Genomic DNA, 15,980 nt, shown 5'->3' with positions numbered 1-15,980 from the left:
GAGATCGGCTTCGGTTTTAATGCCTTTAGCCAGTTCAGCCGCAAGAGCTTTAAGTTTCTTTTCGTCCATAATTTGCCTGTCTCCGTGAGTGGAGTGAACATATCAAAAACAGGCAATTACACAATTTTAATTACAGTCTCAAAAGCGAAGATCCCGGCAGTCTGTGTGAATGGCCACCGGGACATGCTAATCAGCGTTCCGCCACCAGACGGATAAAATCATCATCACCTTCCTGCGCCTGAGCTTGTTCTACAGGTTTCACCGGCTCTTCCTTTTCCGGTTCATTTGCTTCACAAAGACGACGCAAAAGTGCGTTCTGACGTTTTTGCTGATCCAGCAGCGCTTCCAGAAGTTCTATCTGTTCGTTCGCACGCGAACTGGCACGGTTGACGAAAAACCAAAGCACCAACCCAATGACCAGCACCAGCAGAGACACTGCCAGTGAAGCCAGATTTACCATTCCGGAATTCATTAAATCAACCATTTCACCACCTCAAATTGGAGCCATCATTCTACCACTCGGCCTGAGGAAGGAAATGTCCTATGCTAAAAAAGCTTACCAGGGAATGAATTTATTGATGGTGCAAATACCACTGAAAAACTGCACATCCTGATCGCACAACACGTTAATCATCTGAGTCCACAGCAAAAGACAGGCAATCAGAAGGATAACAATCAGGATGGTCCACCGTAACTTTTTCACTCCGCTCTCCGGATAACCTTAATTATTGACAGATTAGCACGCTAACCTTAAACCGAGGCTAACTGTAACGATGTCAGCGCAATTTAAGAATCATCGACTTGTTTCAGCGCGTGAACAAACTAATCTAGTCGTCAGGAAGAAACAATAACGAGGCAAACGATGCGTTTCACGATTCGTACAATTATTGTACTGGCAATTCTTTGGATTGGCCTTCTCTTAACCGGCTATGGCGTGCTCATCGGTAGCACTGAAAATGTGGGCGGGCTGGGTCTGCAATGTAAATACATGACCGCGCGTGGCACAAGCACAGCACAATATGTGCATACCGATAGTGGGATCATCGGCATGACCGACTGCCCTCTGCTGCGTAAAAGCAAGACGGTTGTCGATAACGGATAATCATTACGCAGAAACGGAAAACGCCGCGATAAGCGGCGTTTTTTATGTCTACTTTCCAAAAAATTATCAGAATGGATAATCGTTATAACCCATTTGCTCTGAAATTTTCCGCGCTGCTGTATGGAGCATGCTGACGTACTCGTGCAGACGCTCTTCGGAAAAACGCAGTGTCGGGAAAGAGATACTTAGCCCTGCGATGACCACACCGAAACGATCAAAGACCGGGACGCCGATACAGCGCAGCCCTTCTTCCTGCTCTTCGTTATCTTCGCCATAACCTTGTTCGCGCACCTGATCCAGCAACGGCAGCAATTCTTCAGTATCCGCGATAGTCCGGTCAGTGCTGCGTTTGTATTCAACGTGTTCGAGGATCTGTTTCACTTCTTCGCGGTCACGCCACGCCAGCAGCACTTTACCGATAGCGGTGCTATACAGCGGATTACGGCGGCCAATTCGCGAATACATGCGCAGGTTATACATCGAATCAATTTTGTGGATGTAGACAATGCTGTCTTCGTCCAGTGCGCCAAGGTGAATGGTCTCTTTCGTCAAACGAGAAAGCTCACGCATCTGGATGTCTGCGCTACGAATAAGATCAACGTTTTGCAGCGAACGGGCACCCAGCTCGAACAGCTTCAGCGTCAGAGAATATTTTTCTGACTCACCTTCCTGCGCCACATAGCCCAACGATTTCATGGTCTGCAAAAAGCGATAAACTGTACTTTTCGACATCATCACGCGCTGTGATAACTCAGTAATTCCGATTTCACGCTCTTCGCCAAGCGCCTGCAGAATACCAAAAACCTTCAACACCGAAGAGACAGAGTCTGGCTGTTTATCCAAATCTGCAACTGCCATTTATCACCTCATCGCGACTGTTTTATAAAATTCAGAACTGTTTTTTATTATAATTTCACGCGCCGTCCGCTGCAATCACTCTTCTGCAACTTCGTTACAAATCTGCGACATACTGCTGAATAATCAATGCTAAAATCATTACCTGCATAATGATTTCATTAAAGACCTATTTTTCACATGGAAAAAACAGCCCCCGATGGTTTGCCATTGCCGCAACGCTACGGTGCCATTCTGACGATTGTGCTTGGTATTTCGATGGCCGTTCTCGACGGTGCTATCGCCAACGTCGCTCTGCCAACCATTGCCACTGATTTAAATGCCTCCCCCGCCGCCTCTATCTGGATCGTCAACGCCTATCAAATTGCGATTGTTATCTCGCTGCTGACGCTGGCGTTTCTCGGCGATATGTTCGGCTATCGTCGAGTCTATAAATGCGGCCTGGTGGTATTTACCTGTACCTCTCTGATTTGCGCGCTTTCTCATTCGCTGGAGATGTTGACGCTGGCTCGTGTGGCGCAAGGGTTGGGCGGTGCAGCACTCATGAGCGTTAACACTGCGCTGATACGCCTGATTTATCCGCAACGTTTTCTCGGACGCGGCATGGGAATCAACTCATTTATTGTTGCCGTCTCGTCGGCTGCCGGGCCAACCATCGCCGCCGCGATTTTGTCTGTCGCGTCGTGGCAATGGCTGTTCCTGATTAACATTCCGCTGGGGATTGTCGCCTTTGTTCTGGCGATGCGTTTTCTGCCGCCAAATGGCGCTCGCAGTCAGGCCTCGCGTTTTGATTTGCCAAGCGCCGTGATGAACGCTTTAACGTTTGGTTTGCTGATAACAGCACTCAGCAGCTTTGCTCAAGGGCAATCGCTGAACCTGGTATTGGGCGAAGTCGTAGCAATGCTGATTATTGGCTTCTTTTTTGTTCGTCGCCAGTTGACGCTGCCAGTCCCGTTGTTGCCTGTCGATCTGCTGCGTATCCCTCTGTTTTCGCTATCGATATGTACTTCTATTTGCTCCTTCTGCGCGCAGATGTTGGCAATGGTTTCCCTGCCCTTCTTCCTGCAATCAATGATGGGGCGCAGTGAAGTCGAAACTGGACTGTTGTTAACGCCGTGGCCGCTGGCGACAATGGTGATGGCGCCACTTGCCGGGTATCTTATCGAAAAAGTCCACGCTGGATTCCTCGGCGCTATCGGGTTAGCGGTGATGGCCTGCGGGCTCTTTGCGCTGGCGCTCCTGCCCACCTCACCGCACGACCTCGATATTGTGTGGCGCATGATGCTGTGCGGTGCTGGTTTTGGTCTGTTTCAGTCACCGAACAATCACACCATTGTGTCGTCTGCGCCGCGTAATCGTAGTGGCGGAGCGAGTGGCATGTTAGGCACCGCCCGTCTGTTGGGGCAAAGTACCGGCGCGGCACTGGTTGCATTGCTTTTCAATCTTTTCGGAACGCATGGCACCCACACCTCACTTTTATTGGCCGGAACCCTGGCTGTTATCGCGGCGATTATCAGCGGTCTTCGCGTTACTCAGCCCCGCGCCGTGTGCTGAATCTCGACGTAAAAAAAGCGCCTCGAAAGAGGCGCTTTGCATTGGATGTAGTGCTGTGAATTCGTTATTTCAAATACTCGCCGGTACGCAGCGCTTCGATACGCTTGTCCAACGGCGGGTGCGTCATGAACAGTTCGCTCATGGACTTCGCTTTACCGTTGATACAAAACGCCATCATGCTACTCGCTTCCTGCGGTTCGTAGCTGGTTTTCAGGCGCTGTAGCGCCGCAATCATTTTCTCGCGGCCAACCAATTTGGCAGACCCGGCATCGGCGTGGAACTCACGATGACGAGAGAACCACATGGTGATGATGCTGGCGAGAATACCGAACACCAGTTCCAGAACCGTCGCCACAGCAAAGTAGATCAACGGGTTGCCGTTGCTACTTTCACCTTCATCACGGTTGCCACCCAGGAACCCGGCAGCAATCTGTGCAATCACTCGCGAAATGAAGATAACAAAGGTGTTCACTACGCCCTGAATCAGAGTCATGGTGACCATATCGCCGTTGGCAATGTGGCTGATTTCGTGAGCGATAACCGCTTCAGCTTCGTCACGGCTCATGTTCTGCAACAGGCCCGTGCTCACGGCAACCAGCGACGCATCACGGCGCGCGCCAGTAGCAAAGGCGTTGATATCCGGTGCGTGATACACGGCAACCTGCGGCATCGCAATACCCGCCTGACGAGATTGCTGAGCGACAATATTCATCAGCCAGCGCTCGGTTTCGTTGCGCGGCTGTTCAATGACCTCACCGCCTACGGATTTCAGCGCCATCCATTTCGACATCATCAGTGACACTATCGAGCCACCAAAACCGAAAAGCAGCGCCATAATCAGCAGGCCTGTCATGCTGCTTGACTGAATTCCTGTCAGACTGAGCACCAGCCCAAACACCACCATGACTGCCAGGTTGGTCATCAGGAAAAGCGCGATTCGCATCATAATTTCTCTAACCTCGTTGTAACAAAACGCACTATGCGATTACCCATATCGTATGGGTCTTACGAAGATTTTCAACTATCCAGGGTCGCTAAGTCACGAGAAAGACACAACTTTACATTATGTTGTATCAGACTGACGGAGGGGTTAAGCAGGTAAAAAAACAGGCACAATTTCTTGTGCCTATTGGGGGTTATTTGCTCGCGGCTTGCATCGCCGACGGCTTATCTTTTTCCATACTCGCCAGGTCATTAGCGATATGGACAGTCTCGTCCAGATACGGATCGGGTTCCTGATAATCCTTCGGCAAATCGTCGAGTTTTTTCAGCGGTGGCTTACCTTCTCGCTTATAGCGATCGTTAATCCGCGCCAGACGCGTTGCGTCATCTTCCTCATTCTCTTTCTCACGCTGTGCGTAATTCAGAGAGGCAATATTGCGGCGTTCTTTCAGCGCGTTGAAACGTGCAATATCTTTGACGATGTACTGGAACTCAGGATCCTTCGCGATACGGTCGCTATGCATTTTCAGCAACTCAGGACCAAACGGTGTCAGATCGCCAGTTTTGTCGTAAGTGGCAGCACTGATGCTGTCCCACGGCAGAGCGTTATCTTCAAACTTCTCGCCGGTTTCCGTTTCTTCACTGCCCGTAGGCATCATGATGTCTGGCGTCACACCTTTACGTTGGGTACTGCCGCCATTAATGCGGTAGAACTTCTGAATGGTGTACTGCACAGAACCCAGCGCTGGCCATTCCGGACGCAGCATCTGATCGTAGATGCGGTTCAGCGAACGGTACTGCTGCACGGTGCCCTTACCAAAGGTCGGTTCCCCGACAATCAGCGCACGGCCATAGTCTTGCATCGCCGCGGCGAAGATTTCAGATGCCGAAGCACTAAAGCGGTCAACCAGCACCACCAGTGGGCCTTTGTAATAAACAACGCCGTCTGTGTCGCTATCCTGACGCACTTTGCCGTTGTTATCACGCACCTGCACTGCCGGGCCAGATGGGATAAACAGACCAGAAAGCGAGACCGCTTCTGTTAATGCACCGCCACCATTGCTACGTAAATCGATAACGATGCTGGTGACATTCTGTTTTTCCAGTTTCTGCAGTTGAACCTTCACATCATCAGTGAGGCCTACATAGAAACCTGGGATATCCAACACGCCGACTTTTTCTTTGCCGACATTTTTCACCGACATTTTCACTGCGCGGTCTTCGAGACGAATGCGCTCACGCGTCAGCGTAACGATGCGGGTTTTGGTGCCTTTACCAGCAGGCAGGATTTCAAGGCGCACTTTGCTGCCCTTCGGTCCTTTAATCAGCGCCACGACGTCATCAAGACGCCAGCCGATGACATCAACCATGCCTTTGCCGGTCTGACCGACACCCACAATACGATCGCCAACGCTAATCGCTTTGCTCTTCGCCGCTGGGCCGCCTGCCACCATGGAATTGATCACGGTGTAGTCTTCGTCCATTTGCAGCACCGCACCGATACCTTCCAGAGAAAGGCTCATTTCGGTGTTGAACTGCTCGGTGTTACGCGGGGAGAGATAGTTGGTATGCGGGTCAATTTCGTGCGCGAACGCCGTCATCGCCAGGGAGAAGACATCTTCGCTGTTGGTCTGAGCCAAACGGCGAATAGCGAACTTATAGCGACGGGTCAGGGTTTCGCGAATTTCTTTATCGTTTTTACCGGCAAGCTTGAGGCTCAGCTCGTCATATTTGACTTTGCCATCCCACAACGCATTCAGCTCGGCTTCATCCTTTGCCCACGGCGCTTTGCGGCGGTCAAGGTTGAAGGTATCGCTGCCGGTGAAATCCATCGGACGCTCAAGCACTTTGAGCGCGTATTGATAACGCTCAAAACGGCGTTTTTGCGCCAGATTGAAAAGATCGTAGAAAACATCCAGTTGGCCGCTGCGAAGTTCGTCGCCGACCTGCGATTTACGCGAATCATACAGGGAAACATCACTGGCCAGCAGCACGTTATGGCTGTAGTCCAGTTGATCGAGATAGCGGTCGAAGATTTTCGCCGAGAACGCATTGTCGAGATCGAACTGGCGATAATGAGAGCGGGTAAAGCGAGACGTCACACGCTCGCTTACCGTCGCGTGCTGCGCTTCTTCCTTAAGGACAGGAATCTGGTCAGCACGGGTAATATCGTCCACGGCGAACGACTGGCCTGCCATTAACAGCATGCCAGCGAGCGCGGTGACCTTAAAAAGTTTGTTCATGCCAGGCCCGGCCTCCGTTTCAGAACACTAAATGTTCTGCACGTACAATCATTGACATACCAGAAGTCAGCTGTACACGAACGCCATCTTTCGTGATTTCCAGTACAGTGGCGTCCATTGCGTTGTTACCCGCTTTCACCTTCAGAGACTGACCTACGCTCAGCTCAGAGATGTTTGAGACCGGGGTATGACGCTCTTCGCGTTCCGGGCTTGGCGCTTTCGCGGCAGCCGGCTTAGCCGCAGGGCGTGGCTTACGATCGCCAGAATCTTTGCGTGGTGCAGCCGGACGCGGTTTGCGCTCACGGCGCGGCGCATCGACAGGCTCACCCGCAGCAATGGCGGCTTCACGTTTTTTCGCCTGCTGCTCCGCACGCTGTGCCTGTACACGGGCCTTCGCTTCTTCAAGCTGTTGACGCGCGTGAGACACATGCTGCTCATCCAGCTCGCCGCATGGGTTACCGTCGAGATCGACACGGGTTGCGCCCGCTTTGATGCCGTACAGGTAGCGCCAGCTGGAAGTATAAAGACGTAAAGCGGAACGAAGCTGGGTTTTGCTGAGGTTCATTTCACCTTCAACACGCGTCACCAGATCCTGAAAAATACCAATTTTCAGTGGGCGCGCCTCACCTTCAGCGCTGAAACACTGAGGGAATCGTTCGGCCAAAAATGCGATAACTTCTTTACTGCTATTCAACTTAGGTTGATTTTCCATGAAATTTCCTGATTACAACGGACGTAGCCAACATACCGCGGGCATGAACAGGCGTCATTATAATGACGTCATCGGTAAATGCTACGTTATCCGTTGATTATCCTGCGACAGGCTGAAAGAATTTATGATAATCGGTTGCCGCAAGCAGTTGTTCGAGGTGGCCAACCAGCTCCTGCAACCCTTGCTCATCTTCAGATGTGAAGCGGGAATACGCCGGGCTGTCGATATCCAGAACGCCAATAATTTTTCCGTTTACCACGAGTGGAAATACTATTTCGGAGTTGCTAGCGGCATCACACGCAATGTGCCCATCAAAAGCATGCACATCTTCTACGCGCTGCACACGATTTTGCGACACAGCTGTGCCACAAACGCCTCGACCTACCGGAATACGAACGCAGGCAATTTTCCCCTGGAATGGGGCTAAAACCAGCGTATCGCCTTCAAGGAGATAAAAACCTGCCCAGTTAACATCAGCCAGACGCTCAAACAGCAATGCGCTGGTATTAGAGAGTGTGGCTAAAAAACTGGTTTCACCTGCCATTAATGCCTGAAAATCGCGGTTAAGATCCGCGTAAAACTCTGATTTGCTCATTATTCAATCGCTTATTGTAAGTCTTCAAAGCCGGTCATCGCCGACGCATAGCCTAATAAAATAAGCATTAAATGCGCTTAGGCTCAAGATGAATCGCTTCATAGGTTAAGATAGAGTTATACATTCATTTCAAAAGCGAATAAATGGCACTAAGAGCTTCTAAAATTTCGCCGGGCAAAAAGATCACCGTTCATACGATTAGCCAACCGTTGGCGCCCCCGGAATATCATCGCTGTCCACAATGCGACACGCTATTTAGCCTGCCGGTGGTGAAAGCATCGCAAAGCGCATACTGCCCTCGCTGTGATGCAAAAATTCGTGATGGCCGCGACTGGTCGCTGACTCGCCTCGCGGCGATGGCGGTTACGATGATGCTGCTGATGCCCTTTGCGTGGAGCGAGCCGCTGTTACGTCTGCATCTGCTTGGCGTCCGTATTGATGCCAACCTGCTGCAAGGCATTTGGCAGATGACCGGTCAGGGCGACCCCATCCCTGCGGCGATGGTGTTGTTCTGTAGCGTCGGTGCCCCTCTGGTGCTGGTCATTGCCATCGCCTATTTATGGCTTGGTAATATTCTCGGCATGAATTTACGCCCCGTCCTGTTGATGCTTGAACGACTCAAAGAGTGGGTGATGCTTGATATCTACCTGGTCGGGATCGGGGTGGCCTCTATCAAGGTTCAGGATTATGCGTTTCTCCAGCCGGGTATCGGCCTTGTCGCATTTATCTCTTTGGTGTTGCTGAGTATCCTCACGCTTATCCATCTGAACGTGGAACAGCTGTGGGACCGCTTTTACCCGCATCGCCCTGCCCAGCGTCCCGATCCGGGTTTGCAGGTTTGTCTCGGTTGTCATCACACAGGATTCTCTGACGCCCGTGGGCGATGCCGCCGCTGTCATATTCCGTTGCGTCACCGACGTGCGCTGAGTCTGCAAAAAAGCTGGGCGGCGCTGATTGCTTCAATCATTCTTCTCATTCCGGCGAACCTTCTGCCGATTTCCATTATCTATGTGAATGGTGCGCGTCAGGAAGACACTATCCTGTCCGGCATTATGTCGCTCGCGAATAGCAATATTCCCATAGCCGCAGTGGTCTTTATCGCCAGTATTTTGGTACCGTTTACGAAAGTGCTGGTGCTGGTTGCTCTGCTGGTGTCGATTCATTTTAAATGCGAACAAGGGCTCAGAACCCGAATTCGGTTGCTGCGCTTCGTCACCTGGATTGGCCGCTGGTCGATGCTTGATTTGTTCGTCATCTCGCTGATGATGTCGCTTATCAATCGCGATCAGCTCCTTGCTTTTACGATGGGACCCGCTGCGTTTTATTTCGGTGCTGCGGTAATATTGACTATTCTTGCTGTTGAATGGCTGGACAGCCGCTTACTTTGGGATGCACATGAGTCAGGAAACGCCCGCTTCACCGACTGAAGCGAGAATTAAAACAAAACGCCGTATTTCCCCTTTCTGGCTGCTGCCGGTTATCGCGCTGCTGATTGCGGGCTGGCTCATCTGGAACAGTGTCGAAGATCGCGGCACCACCGTGACCATCGATTTCATCTCTGCGGATGGCATCGTCCCTGGACGTACACCTGTGCGTTATCAAGGTGTCGAAGTGGGTACTGTTCAGGAAATCAGCCTCGCGAAAAATCTCAATCGCATTGAGGTGAAAGCCAGCATCAAGGGCGATATGAAGGATGCGCTGCGTGAAAAAACGCAGTTCTGGCTCGTCACGCCAAAAGCCTCTCTGGCGGGTGTGTCCGGTCTGGACGCCCTGGTCGGCGGCAACTACATCGGCATGATGCCCGGCAAAGGTGAGAAAAAAGATCACTTCTCGGCGTTGGATACGCAGCCGAAATATCGGCTCAACAACGGCGAATTGATGATCCACCTGCACGCGCCGGATTTAGGCTCGCTCAACAGCGGTTCACTGGTTTATTTCCGAAAAATCCCTGTTGGACGGGTCTACGATTACGCCATCAACACCAACAAACAAGGCGTCACCATTGATATCCTGATCGACCGCCGCTTCACTAACTTAGTGAAAAAAGGCAGCCGCTTCTGGAACGTTTCGGGTATCAAAGCTGACGTCAGCCTGAGTGGTGCGAAAGTGCAACTCGAAAGCCTGGCCGCGCTGGTCAACGGCGCCATCGCTTTTGACTCGCCTGAAAACTCAAAAGCCGCCGATCAGAATGATGAATTCGGTCTGTACGCCGATCTGGCCCATAGCCAGCGCGGGGTCATCGTCAAACTCGACTTACCGGACGGTAACGGTCTGAAAGCAGGCTCGACGGCGCTGATGTATCAGGGGCTGGAAGTTGGGCAGCTTACCAAGCTGGACCTCAACCCGGGCGGTGCGGTTTCTGGTGAAATGACCGTGGATCCAGGCGTGGTAAATCTGCTGCGCGATAAAACCCGTATCGAACTGCGTAATCCGAAACTGTCACTGGAAAACACCAATCTCAGCGCTCTGCTCACCGGTAGCACGTTTGAACTGGTGCCCGGTGAAGGCCAGCCGCGTAACCATTTCGTCGTGGTCCCTGCTGACAAAACGCTGCTCCAGGAGCCGGGCGTCGCCACACTCACGTTAAGCGCGCCGGATTCGTATGGCGTTGAGGCCGGACAGCCGATTATCCTGCACGGCATCAAAATTGGTCAGGTTCTGGAACGCACACTTACCGGCAAAGGTGTCTCGTTCTCTGTCGCCATTGATCCGCAATATCGTTCCCTTGTTCATGGCGACAGCAAATTCGTGGTGAACAGCCGCGTCGACGTCAAAGTTGGCCTCGACGGAATTGAATTCCTTGGTGCCAGCGCCAGCGAATGGATAAGCGGTGGGATCCGTGTTTTGCCGGGCGAAAAAGGCCCGATGAAGCAGGATTACCCTCTGTTTGCCAATCTGGAAAAAGCCCTGGAAAACAGTCTGGGCGATCTGCCAACGACAACGCTGACACTCAGCGCTGATACGCTGCCTGATGTGCAGGCGGGTTCAGTGGTGCTGTACCGTAAATTTGAAGTTGGGCAAGTGATCACCGTGCGCCCACGTGCTAACGCGTTTGATATTGAACTGCACATCAAACCTGAATACCGCCAGTTGCTGACGCAAAACAGCGTTTTCTGGGCCGAAGGTGGCGCCAAAGTGCAACTGAACGGCAGTGGTCTGACGATACAGGCCTCCCCTCTTTCGCGTGCGCTGCGCGGTGCTATCAGTTTCGATAATCTGAGCGGAGCGGGTGCTGGCGCACGTAAAGGCGATAAACGTATTCTTTATCCGTCGGAAACAGCGGCTCGCGCAGTGGGCGGACAAATCATGCTGCACGCGTTCGACGCCGGGAAACTGGCGGCAGGCATGCCGATTCGTTACCTGGGAATTGATATCGGCCAGGTTCAGTCGCTCGAACTCATCACCGAGAAAAACGAAGTGCAGGCGAAAGCCGTACTCTACCCAGAATATGTGAAAAAATTCGCTCGAAATGGAACCCGTTTCTCGGTGGTAACGCCGCAGATTTCGGCCGCGGGTGTTGAACATCTGGACACCATCCTGCAACCGTATATCAACGTAGAACAGGGTCGTGGAGGCAGTGCTCGCCGTGACTTTGAGCTACAGGAAGCCACTATCACCGACTCACGTTATCTCGACGGCTTGAGCATTATCGTCGAAGCGCCAGAAGCCGGGTCGTTGAGTATTGGCACACCGGTCCTGTTCCGTGGAATTGAAGTCGGCACCGTCACGGGCCTGCAACTGGGTTCACTGTCCGATCGCGTGATGGTGGCGTTGCGTATCAGCCAGCGTTATCAACATCTGGTGCGCAATAACTCGGTGTTCTGGCTGGCGTCCGGCTATAACCTCGATTTCGGTATTATCGGTGGTGTGATTAAAACCGGGACGTTCAATCAATTCATTCGCGGCGGTATCGCGTTCGCCACGCCGCCGGGCACACCGCTCGCGCCTAAAGCACAAACCGGCAAGCATTTCCTGTTGCAGGATACTGAACCGAAAGAGTGGCGTGACTGGGGAACCGCTCTCCCACGCTAAACCTGAGCGACTCCGGTGTAAGAAGCCGGAGTCGCTGTGTTAAACTGCGCACCCGTTTATGAATCTGGTGCGTTTAGTGGCTTATCTTCCTGACTCCTTTCTTGATGTGATGCGTGCGGCAATGCCGGGCCATCTCTCTTTCGACGATTTCATCGCCGCCTGCCAGCGCCCACTGCGCCGCAGTATTCGCGTCAATACGCTTAAAATCTCGGTCCCGGACTTTCTGCAACTGGTTGCGCCTTATGGCTGGCAACTGACGCCCGTACCGTGGTGCAAAGAAGGGTTCTGGATCGAACGCGAAGAGGAAGACGCCGTGCCGCTAGGCAGCACCGCCGAACATTTAAGTGGCCTGTTTTATATTCAGGAAGCGAGCTCCATGTTGCCCGTCACCGCGCTGTTTGCCGATAACAATCAGCCACAGCGAGTGATGGACGTCGCCGCAGCACCAGGTTCCAAAACGACCCAAATGGCTGCACGAATGGGCAACGAAGGGGCGATTTTAGCCAACGAATTTTCCGCCAGTCGCGTCAAAGTTTTGCATGCCAATATCAGCCGCTGCGGCATCAGCAATGTGGCCCTCACTCATTTTGACGGCCGCGTTTTTGGTGCCGCACTTCCGGAATGTTTTGACGCCATTCTGCTCGATGCGCCCTGCTCCGGTGAAGGCGTGGTACGCAAAGATCCTGATGCACTGAAAAACTGGTCAGCCGAAAGCAACCGTGAGATTGCCCAGACTCAGCGCGAGCTTATCGACAGCGCGTTCCATGCTTTACGCCCAGGCGGCGCGCTGGTGTATTCCACTTGCACGTTGAACCGTGAAGAAAACGAAGAAGTACTGGACTGGCTGCTGGCGCAGTACCCGCAAGCGGTAGAAATCACCCCGCTCGATTCCCTTTTTGACGGCGCAAAATTGGCACTCACGCCAGAAGGCTATCTGCATGTCTTCCCACAGATTTACGATTGTGAAGGTTTCTTCGTTGCGCGCCTGAAAAAGACTGCCGCCATTGATGCCCTTCCTGCTCCCGGCTACAAAGTGGGCAAATTCCCCTTCGCGCCGATGAAAACCCGCGAGTCTCAGGCGGTTGTTCAGGCCGCAGAAGCCGTCGGTTTGCATTGGGGCGATAACCTTAACCTCTGGCAACGCGATAAAGAAATTTGGTTGTTCCCGTCTGAAATAGAACCCCTGTTGGGCAAAGTGCGCTTTTCACGTATCGGCATTCGCCTCGCCGAGACATTTAATAAAGGTTTTCGCTGGCAGCATGAAGCGGTGGTCGCACTCGCGGGCGAAAAAAGTTCGCGCTTCGAACTGACGCCGAATGAAGCCGAAGAGTGGTATCGCGGTCGGGACGTGTGGCCAGAAACACCGCCGACGCGTGACGATGTTATTGTGACCTTTCAAGGGCATCCGCTAGGACTGGCAAAAAAAGTCGGAACACGCCTGAAGAACAGTTACCCTCGAGAGTTGGTTCGTGACGGAAAACTGTTCTCCGGCAAGGCCTAACGGCACGCAAAAATAAGCACGTTCTGACTGGCAAAATGCTCGCCGTTGTCTAGGCTGAAAAATGGGAAGACCTAACTGGTCGTACCACAAAAGACGCAGACAACGGGAGAGCATGATGACCAAAACCAATGTACGCATAGGCGCCTTCGAAATTGATGACGGCGAGCTGCATGGCGAGCAGCAAGGGGAGCGAACGTTAAGCATTCCCTGTAAATCCGATCCTGATTTATGCATGCAGCTTGATGCATGGGATGCCGAAACCAGCGTTCCTGCCATTCTCGATGGCGAACACTCCGTCCTCTACCGCAAACATTACGACAGTAAGTCCGACGCCTGGGTCATGCGCCTTGCCTGACTCAAAAGGAACCCGCCCTTCGGCGGGTTAATTATTTCCCCTTTCGCTTATCTCTCTTACACTTAAGACATGATTCATGAGTGTGAGGACGCGATGTTCGCTCTGGTTCTGTTTATCTGTTATCTCGACGGCGGCTGCGAAGACCTCGTAGTGGAGGTGTATAACACCGAGCCACAATGCATACACGCCATGGACGATCAGCGTATACGCCATGGCGGCTGCTTCCCTGTCGAAGATTTTATTGATGGTTTTTGGCGCCCGGCTCAGGCGTACAGCGATCTCTAAAAATGAAGTGCATCACTGAAGCTGGACCAACGTAAGTTCACCGCCGAACACCGCCCCGGTATCGATATAGTGCTGATTCAGAGCATCGTAGCGGTGTTTCAGTGGCGTATGCCCAAACCAGAAGTGATCCGCCCCGTCGATGTCGGTGTGATGACCAGCCAAATGATCACTCAGACGCTGCCTGTCCCACAGCACCCGATGCCAGTCCACTTCCTGTAACCATTGATAATGCTTCGCTGGGTAATCTGCATGAGCAATAACATGAATGCCTGAATCCGTATCCACTTCAATGATATAGGGCAGCTGGTTACATTCACGGAGTAAGCTCAGCGCCGTGGCTTGTTGATTTGCAGAACAATGCTCAAACCATTCTCCTCCGTTCAATTCCCACAGCGACAACTGCTGATGTTCAAGCGCATCCATTGCCATTTGTTCATGGTTACCGCGAATAGCCAAAAACCAGGGTTGATGGATAAGTTCGAGGCATTTCAGGCTGTCAGGTCCACGGTCAATCAGGTCGCCAACTGAGATAAGGAGATCCTGATAGGGATTAAATTTTTGTTTTTTTAGCTCAGACATCAATGCATTAAAGCAACCATGCAGATCGCCGATGAGCCATATATGTCGCCATTGATTACCATCGATTCTCTGATACATAATTTCATCCTCGTATATTGAGTATAGAAGATGCATGGCTCTGGCTGGTATTTTCCCACAACTTCAATCAAGGCTAAACAGACAGGGAATAAAGCCGCCCGATGCGTTAATTTTATCCACGGCGACCGTTAAAATAGTCTCATAGAAATGATGAGGTTATTATCGTGTCGGACAACACCCTGTATTCTGAGCAAACACTTCCCCCACAAACCCATATTATTTCCGATCTGGTCAGCGGACGATTATCCCCGGCACCGATCTGGAAAAAGGCGGACTATCGGTTGAAGTTTTTGCTGCGCACGATACTTTTTTATCGTTCAACTCGTCTGATGCTGGACACGCTGAGCCAGCGGGCTGATTTTAAAAAACTGCTGAATGCTCAGACAACATTGCCAAGCAAAACGCATCGACAATATCTTGCGCGTGGGCTTTCATCGACTCAACGCGCCAGCGCTATCGTTAGCCATTATCAGTTTATTGATTCACTTAAAAACCCCCGGCTTGCCAGCGCCCTGACAGCAACAAAAGCCACAGAACTTCTGGCTTTCGAAGGTAAAGACGGTGCGCAATTTACGCTTTACGCCTCCTGCGCGCACAAAGCTGAGCGCGAAGGGGAAAGCACGCTCTGGTTCTGCAACGCAGACAACACAGTGCTTGCCAGTACGACTTTCAGCATTGCCCGTGGCAAAGAGGGTTGGGAACTTATCATTGGCGGTTTGCAAGGTCCTCGTCGTGAGGTATCCCGTGACGCCATTAAGCACGCCACTCGCGCCTGCTACGGATTATTCCCTAAGCGGATCCTGATTGAATGCTTTGGATTAATGGCAATGCAATGTGGCATAACCACATTGTCTGGCGTCAGTGATAACGGACATGTCTTCCGCGCGCTGCGCTACCGTTTCAGCAAAGGCCGCCATTTCCATGCCAGTTATGATGAATTTTGGGCATCCATTGAAGGCGTCAAAATAAACGAATTCCGCTGGCAGTTGCCCCTGCAACAGGAACGCAAATCGCTGGAAGATATTGCCAGTAAAAAACGTGCAGAGTACCGCCGTCGTTTCGCGCTGCTGGATGACATGGCGGCACAATTCAACACGCTATTCCCCTCCATTTGATCCAATCGGTTTTGGCATCTGCTGGTCATCTG

The 15,980-nt window shown here is 52.0% G+C and carries 15 protein-coding genes and 2 pseudogenes; 9 read left to right on the top strand and 8 right to left on the bottom strand.

All coding sequences use genetic code 11. From position 1 onward, the window contains the following. A pseudogene (locus VH187_RS16545) lies at positions 1–216 on the top strand (hypothetical protein); the annotation flags it as partial. On the opposite strand, the gene VH187_RS16540 reads toward VH187_RS16545, so the two are convergent. Together VH187_RS16540 and mgrB are read right to left on the bottom strand one after the other, a co-directional pair. Further along, entirely contained in the window at positions 191–484 is a 294-nt protein-coding gene (locus tag VH187_RS16540; RefSeq protein WP_329702550.1) for a YebO family protein, read from the bottom strand. The pseudogene VH187_RS16545 and the gene VH187_RS16540 sit on opposite strands and share 26 nt — an antisense overlap. Before the next feature lie 72 nt (positions 485–556). After that, the gene (mgrB, locus tag VH187_RS16535; RefSeq protein ID WP_329702549.1) at positions 557–703 is read right to left on the bottom strand and encodes a PhoP/PhoQ regulatory lipoprotein MgrB; all 147 of its coding nucleotides are present in this window, start codon (positions 701–703) and stop codon (positions 557–559) included. 159 nt (positions 704–862) lie between these two features. Between mgrB and VH187_RS16530 the strand changes: the two genes are divergently transcribed. Next, complete coding sequence (locus VH187_RS16530; RefSeq protein ID WP_329702548.1) at positions 863–1,102, top strand: YobH family protein; 240 nt, start codon at positions 863–865, stop codon at positions 1,100–1,102. Positions 1,103–1,168: 66 nt separating this feature from the next. On the opposite strand, the gene kdgR is transcribed toward VH187_RS16530, so the two are convergent. Further along, on the bottom strand, positions 1,169–1,960 hold the full coding sequence (gene kdgR / locus VH187_RS16525) for a DNA-binding transcriptional regulator KdgR (RefSeq protein WP_329702547.1): 792 nt from the start codon (positions 1,958–1,960) through the stop codon (positions 1,169–1,171). A 177-nt stretch (positions 1,961–2,137) separates the two neighbouring features. Between kdgR and VH187_RS16520 the strand changes: the two genes are divergently transcribed. Beyond that, positions 2,138–3,511: an MFS transporter gene (locus VH187_RS16520; RefSeq protein WP_329702546.1), complete on the top strand. Its 1,374-nt coding sequence runs from the start codon at positions 2,138–2,140 to the stop codon at positions 3,509–3,511. A 64-nt stretch (positions 3,512–3,575) separates the two neighbouring features. Here the strand turns inward: VH187_RS16520 and htpX are convergent, their stop codons facing one another. The 4 genes and pseudogenes from htpX to VH187_RS16500 all read right to left on the bottom strand — a co-directional run bounded on the left by htpX (position 3,576) and on the right by VH187_RS16500 (position 8,003). Beyond that, positions 3,576–4,457 (bottom strand): protease HtpX, encoded by an 882-nt coding sequence (gene htpX, locus VH187_RS16515; protein WP_329702545.1) that lies wholly within the window; start codon positions 4,455–4,457, stop codon positions 3,576–3,578. Positions 4,458–4,647: 190 nt separating this feature from the next. Next, positions 4,648–6,696, bottom strand: coding sequence for a carboxy terminal-processing peptidase (gene prc, locus VH187_RS16510; RefSeq protein WP_329702544.1), 2,049 nt, complete (start codon positions 6,694–6,696; stop codon positions 4,648–4,650). Positions 6,697–6,715: 19 nt separating this feature from the next. Next, positions 6,716–7,408, bottom strand: coding sequence for an RNA chaperone ProQ (gene proQ / locus VH187_RS16505; protein ID WP_329702543.1), 693 nt, complete (start codon positions 7,406–7,408; stop codon positions 6,716–6,718). An 81-nt stretch (positions 7,409–7,489) separates the two neighbouring features. Then, positions 7,490–8,003: pseudogene (locus VH187_RS16500) on the bottom strand (GAF domain-containing protein). Between the two features lie 143 nt (positions 8,004–8,146). On the opposite strand from VH187_RS16500, the gene yebS reads away from it, so the two are divergent. The 5 genes from yebS (at position 8,147) to VH187_RS16475 (ending at position 14,176) form a co-directional block, all read left to right on the top strand. Next, positions 8,147–9,430 (top strand): membrane integrity lipid transport subunit YebS, encoded by a 1,284-nt coding sequence (gene yebS / locus VH187_RS16495; protein WP_329702542.1) that lies wholly within the window; start codon positions 8,147–8,149, stop codon positions 9,428–9,430. Further along, positions 9,399–12,035 (top strand): PqiB family protein, encoded by a 2,637-nt coding sequence (locus VH187_RS16490; protein WP_329702541.1) that lies wholly within the window; start codon positions 9,399–9,401, stop codon positions 12,033–12,035. The genes yebS and VH187_RS16490 overlap by 32 nt, the downstream gene beginning before the upstream one ends. A gap of 76 nt (positions 12,036–12,111) precedes the next feature. Next, entirely contained in the window at positions 12,112–13,536 is a 1,425-nt protein-coding gene (rsmF, locus tag VH187_RS16485; RefSeq protein WP_329702540.1) for a 16S rRNA (cytosine(1407)-C(5))-methyltransferase RsmF, read from the top strand. Positions 13,537–13,651: 115 nt separating this feature from the next. Next, a complete protein-coding gene (locus VH187_RS16480) occupies positions 13,652–13,891 on the top strand; it encodes a YebV family protein (protein WP_329702555.1) in 240 nt (79 codons plus the stop codon). A gap of 93 nt (positions 13,892–13,984) precedes the next feature. Continuing rightward, positions 13,985–14,176: a YdfD/YebW family protein gene (locus tag VH187_RS16475; RefSeq protein WP_329702539.1), complete on the top strand. Its 192-nt coding sequence runs from the start codon at positions 13,985–13,987 to the stop codon at positions 14,174–14,176. 12 nt (positions 14,177–14,188) lie between these two features. Here VH187_RS16475 and pphA read toward each other — a convergent pair whose 3' ends face one another. Beyond that, complete coding sequence (gene pphA, locus VH187_RS16470; RefSeq protein ID WP_329702538.1) at positions 14,189–14,833, bottom strand: protein-serine/threonine phosphatase; 645 nt, start codon at positions 14,831–14,833, stop codon at positions 14,189–14,191. A 164-nt stretch (positions 14,834–14,997) separates the two neighbouring features. On the opposite strand from pphA, the gene VH187_RS16465 reads away from it, so the two are divergent. Beyond that, positions 14,998–15,948: a VirK/YbjX family protein gene (locus tag VH187_RS16465; RefSeq protein WP_329702537.1), complete on the top strand. Its 951-nt coding sequence runs from the start codon at positions 14,998–15,000 to the stop codon at positions 15,946–15,948. Positions 15,949–15,980 lie beyond the last annotated feature (32 nt).

The sequence above is a fragment of the Scandinavium sp. genome, assembly GCF_036271055.1.
Classification (GTDB): Bacteria; Pseudomonadota; Gammaproteobacteria; order Enterobacterales; family Enterobacteriaceae; genus Scandinavium.
The sequence above is the reverse complement of the archived record's forward strand: the minus strand, read 5'-3'. Positions and strand labels throughout refer to the sequence as shown.

Excerpts from the sequence above, each read along its gene's own strand:
- VH187_RS16540 (WP_329702550.1), bottom strand. The coding sequence starts at position 484 with ATGGTTGATTTAATGAATTCCGGAATGGTAAATCTGGCTTCACTGGCA.
- VH187_RS16530 (WP_329702548.1), top strand. The coding sequence starts at position 863 with ATGCGTTTCACGATTCGTACAATTATTGTACTGGCAATTCTTTGGATT.
- kdgR (WP_329702547.1), bottom strand. The coding sequence starts at position 1,960 with ATGGCAGTTGCAGATTTGGATAAACAGCCAGACTCTGTCTCTTCGGTG.
- VH187_RS16520 (WP_329702546.1), top strand. The coding sequence starts at position 2,138 with ATGGAAAAAACAGCCCCCGATGGTTTGCCATTGCCGCAACGCTACGGT.
- htpX (WP_329702545.1), bottom strand. The coding sequence starts at position 4,457 with ATGATGCGAATCGCGCTTTTCCTGATGACCAACCTGGCAGTCATGGTG.
- prc (WP_329702544.1), bottom strand. The coding sequence starts at position 6,696 with ATGAACAAACTTTTTAAGGTCACCGCGCTCGCTGGCATGCTGTTAATG.
- proQ (WP_329702543.1), bottom strand. The coding sequence starts at position 7,408 with ATGGAAAATCAACCTAAGTTGAATAGCAGTAAAGAAGTTATCGCATTT.
- yebS (WP_329702542.1), top strand. The coding sequence starts at position 8,147 with ATGGCACTAAGAGCTTCTAAAATTTCGCCGGGCAAAAAGATCACCGTT.
- VH187_RS16490 (WP_329702541.1), top strand. The coding sequence starts at position 9,399 with ATGAGTCAGGAAACGCCCGCTTCACCGACTGAAGCGAGAATTAAAACA.
- VH187_RS16480 (WP_329702555.1), top strand. The coding sequence starts at position 13,652 with ATGACCAAAACCAATGTACGCATAGGCGCCTTCGAAATTGATGACGGC.
- VH187_RS16475 (WP_329702539.1), top strand. The coding sequence starts at position 13,985 with ATGTTCGCTCTGGTTCTGTTTATCTGTTATCTCGACGGCGGCTGCGAA.
- pphA (WP_329702538.1), bottom strand. The coding sequence starts at position 14,833 with ATGTATCAGAGAATCGATGGTAATCAATGGCGACATATATGGCTCATC.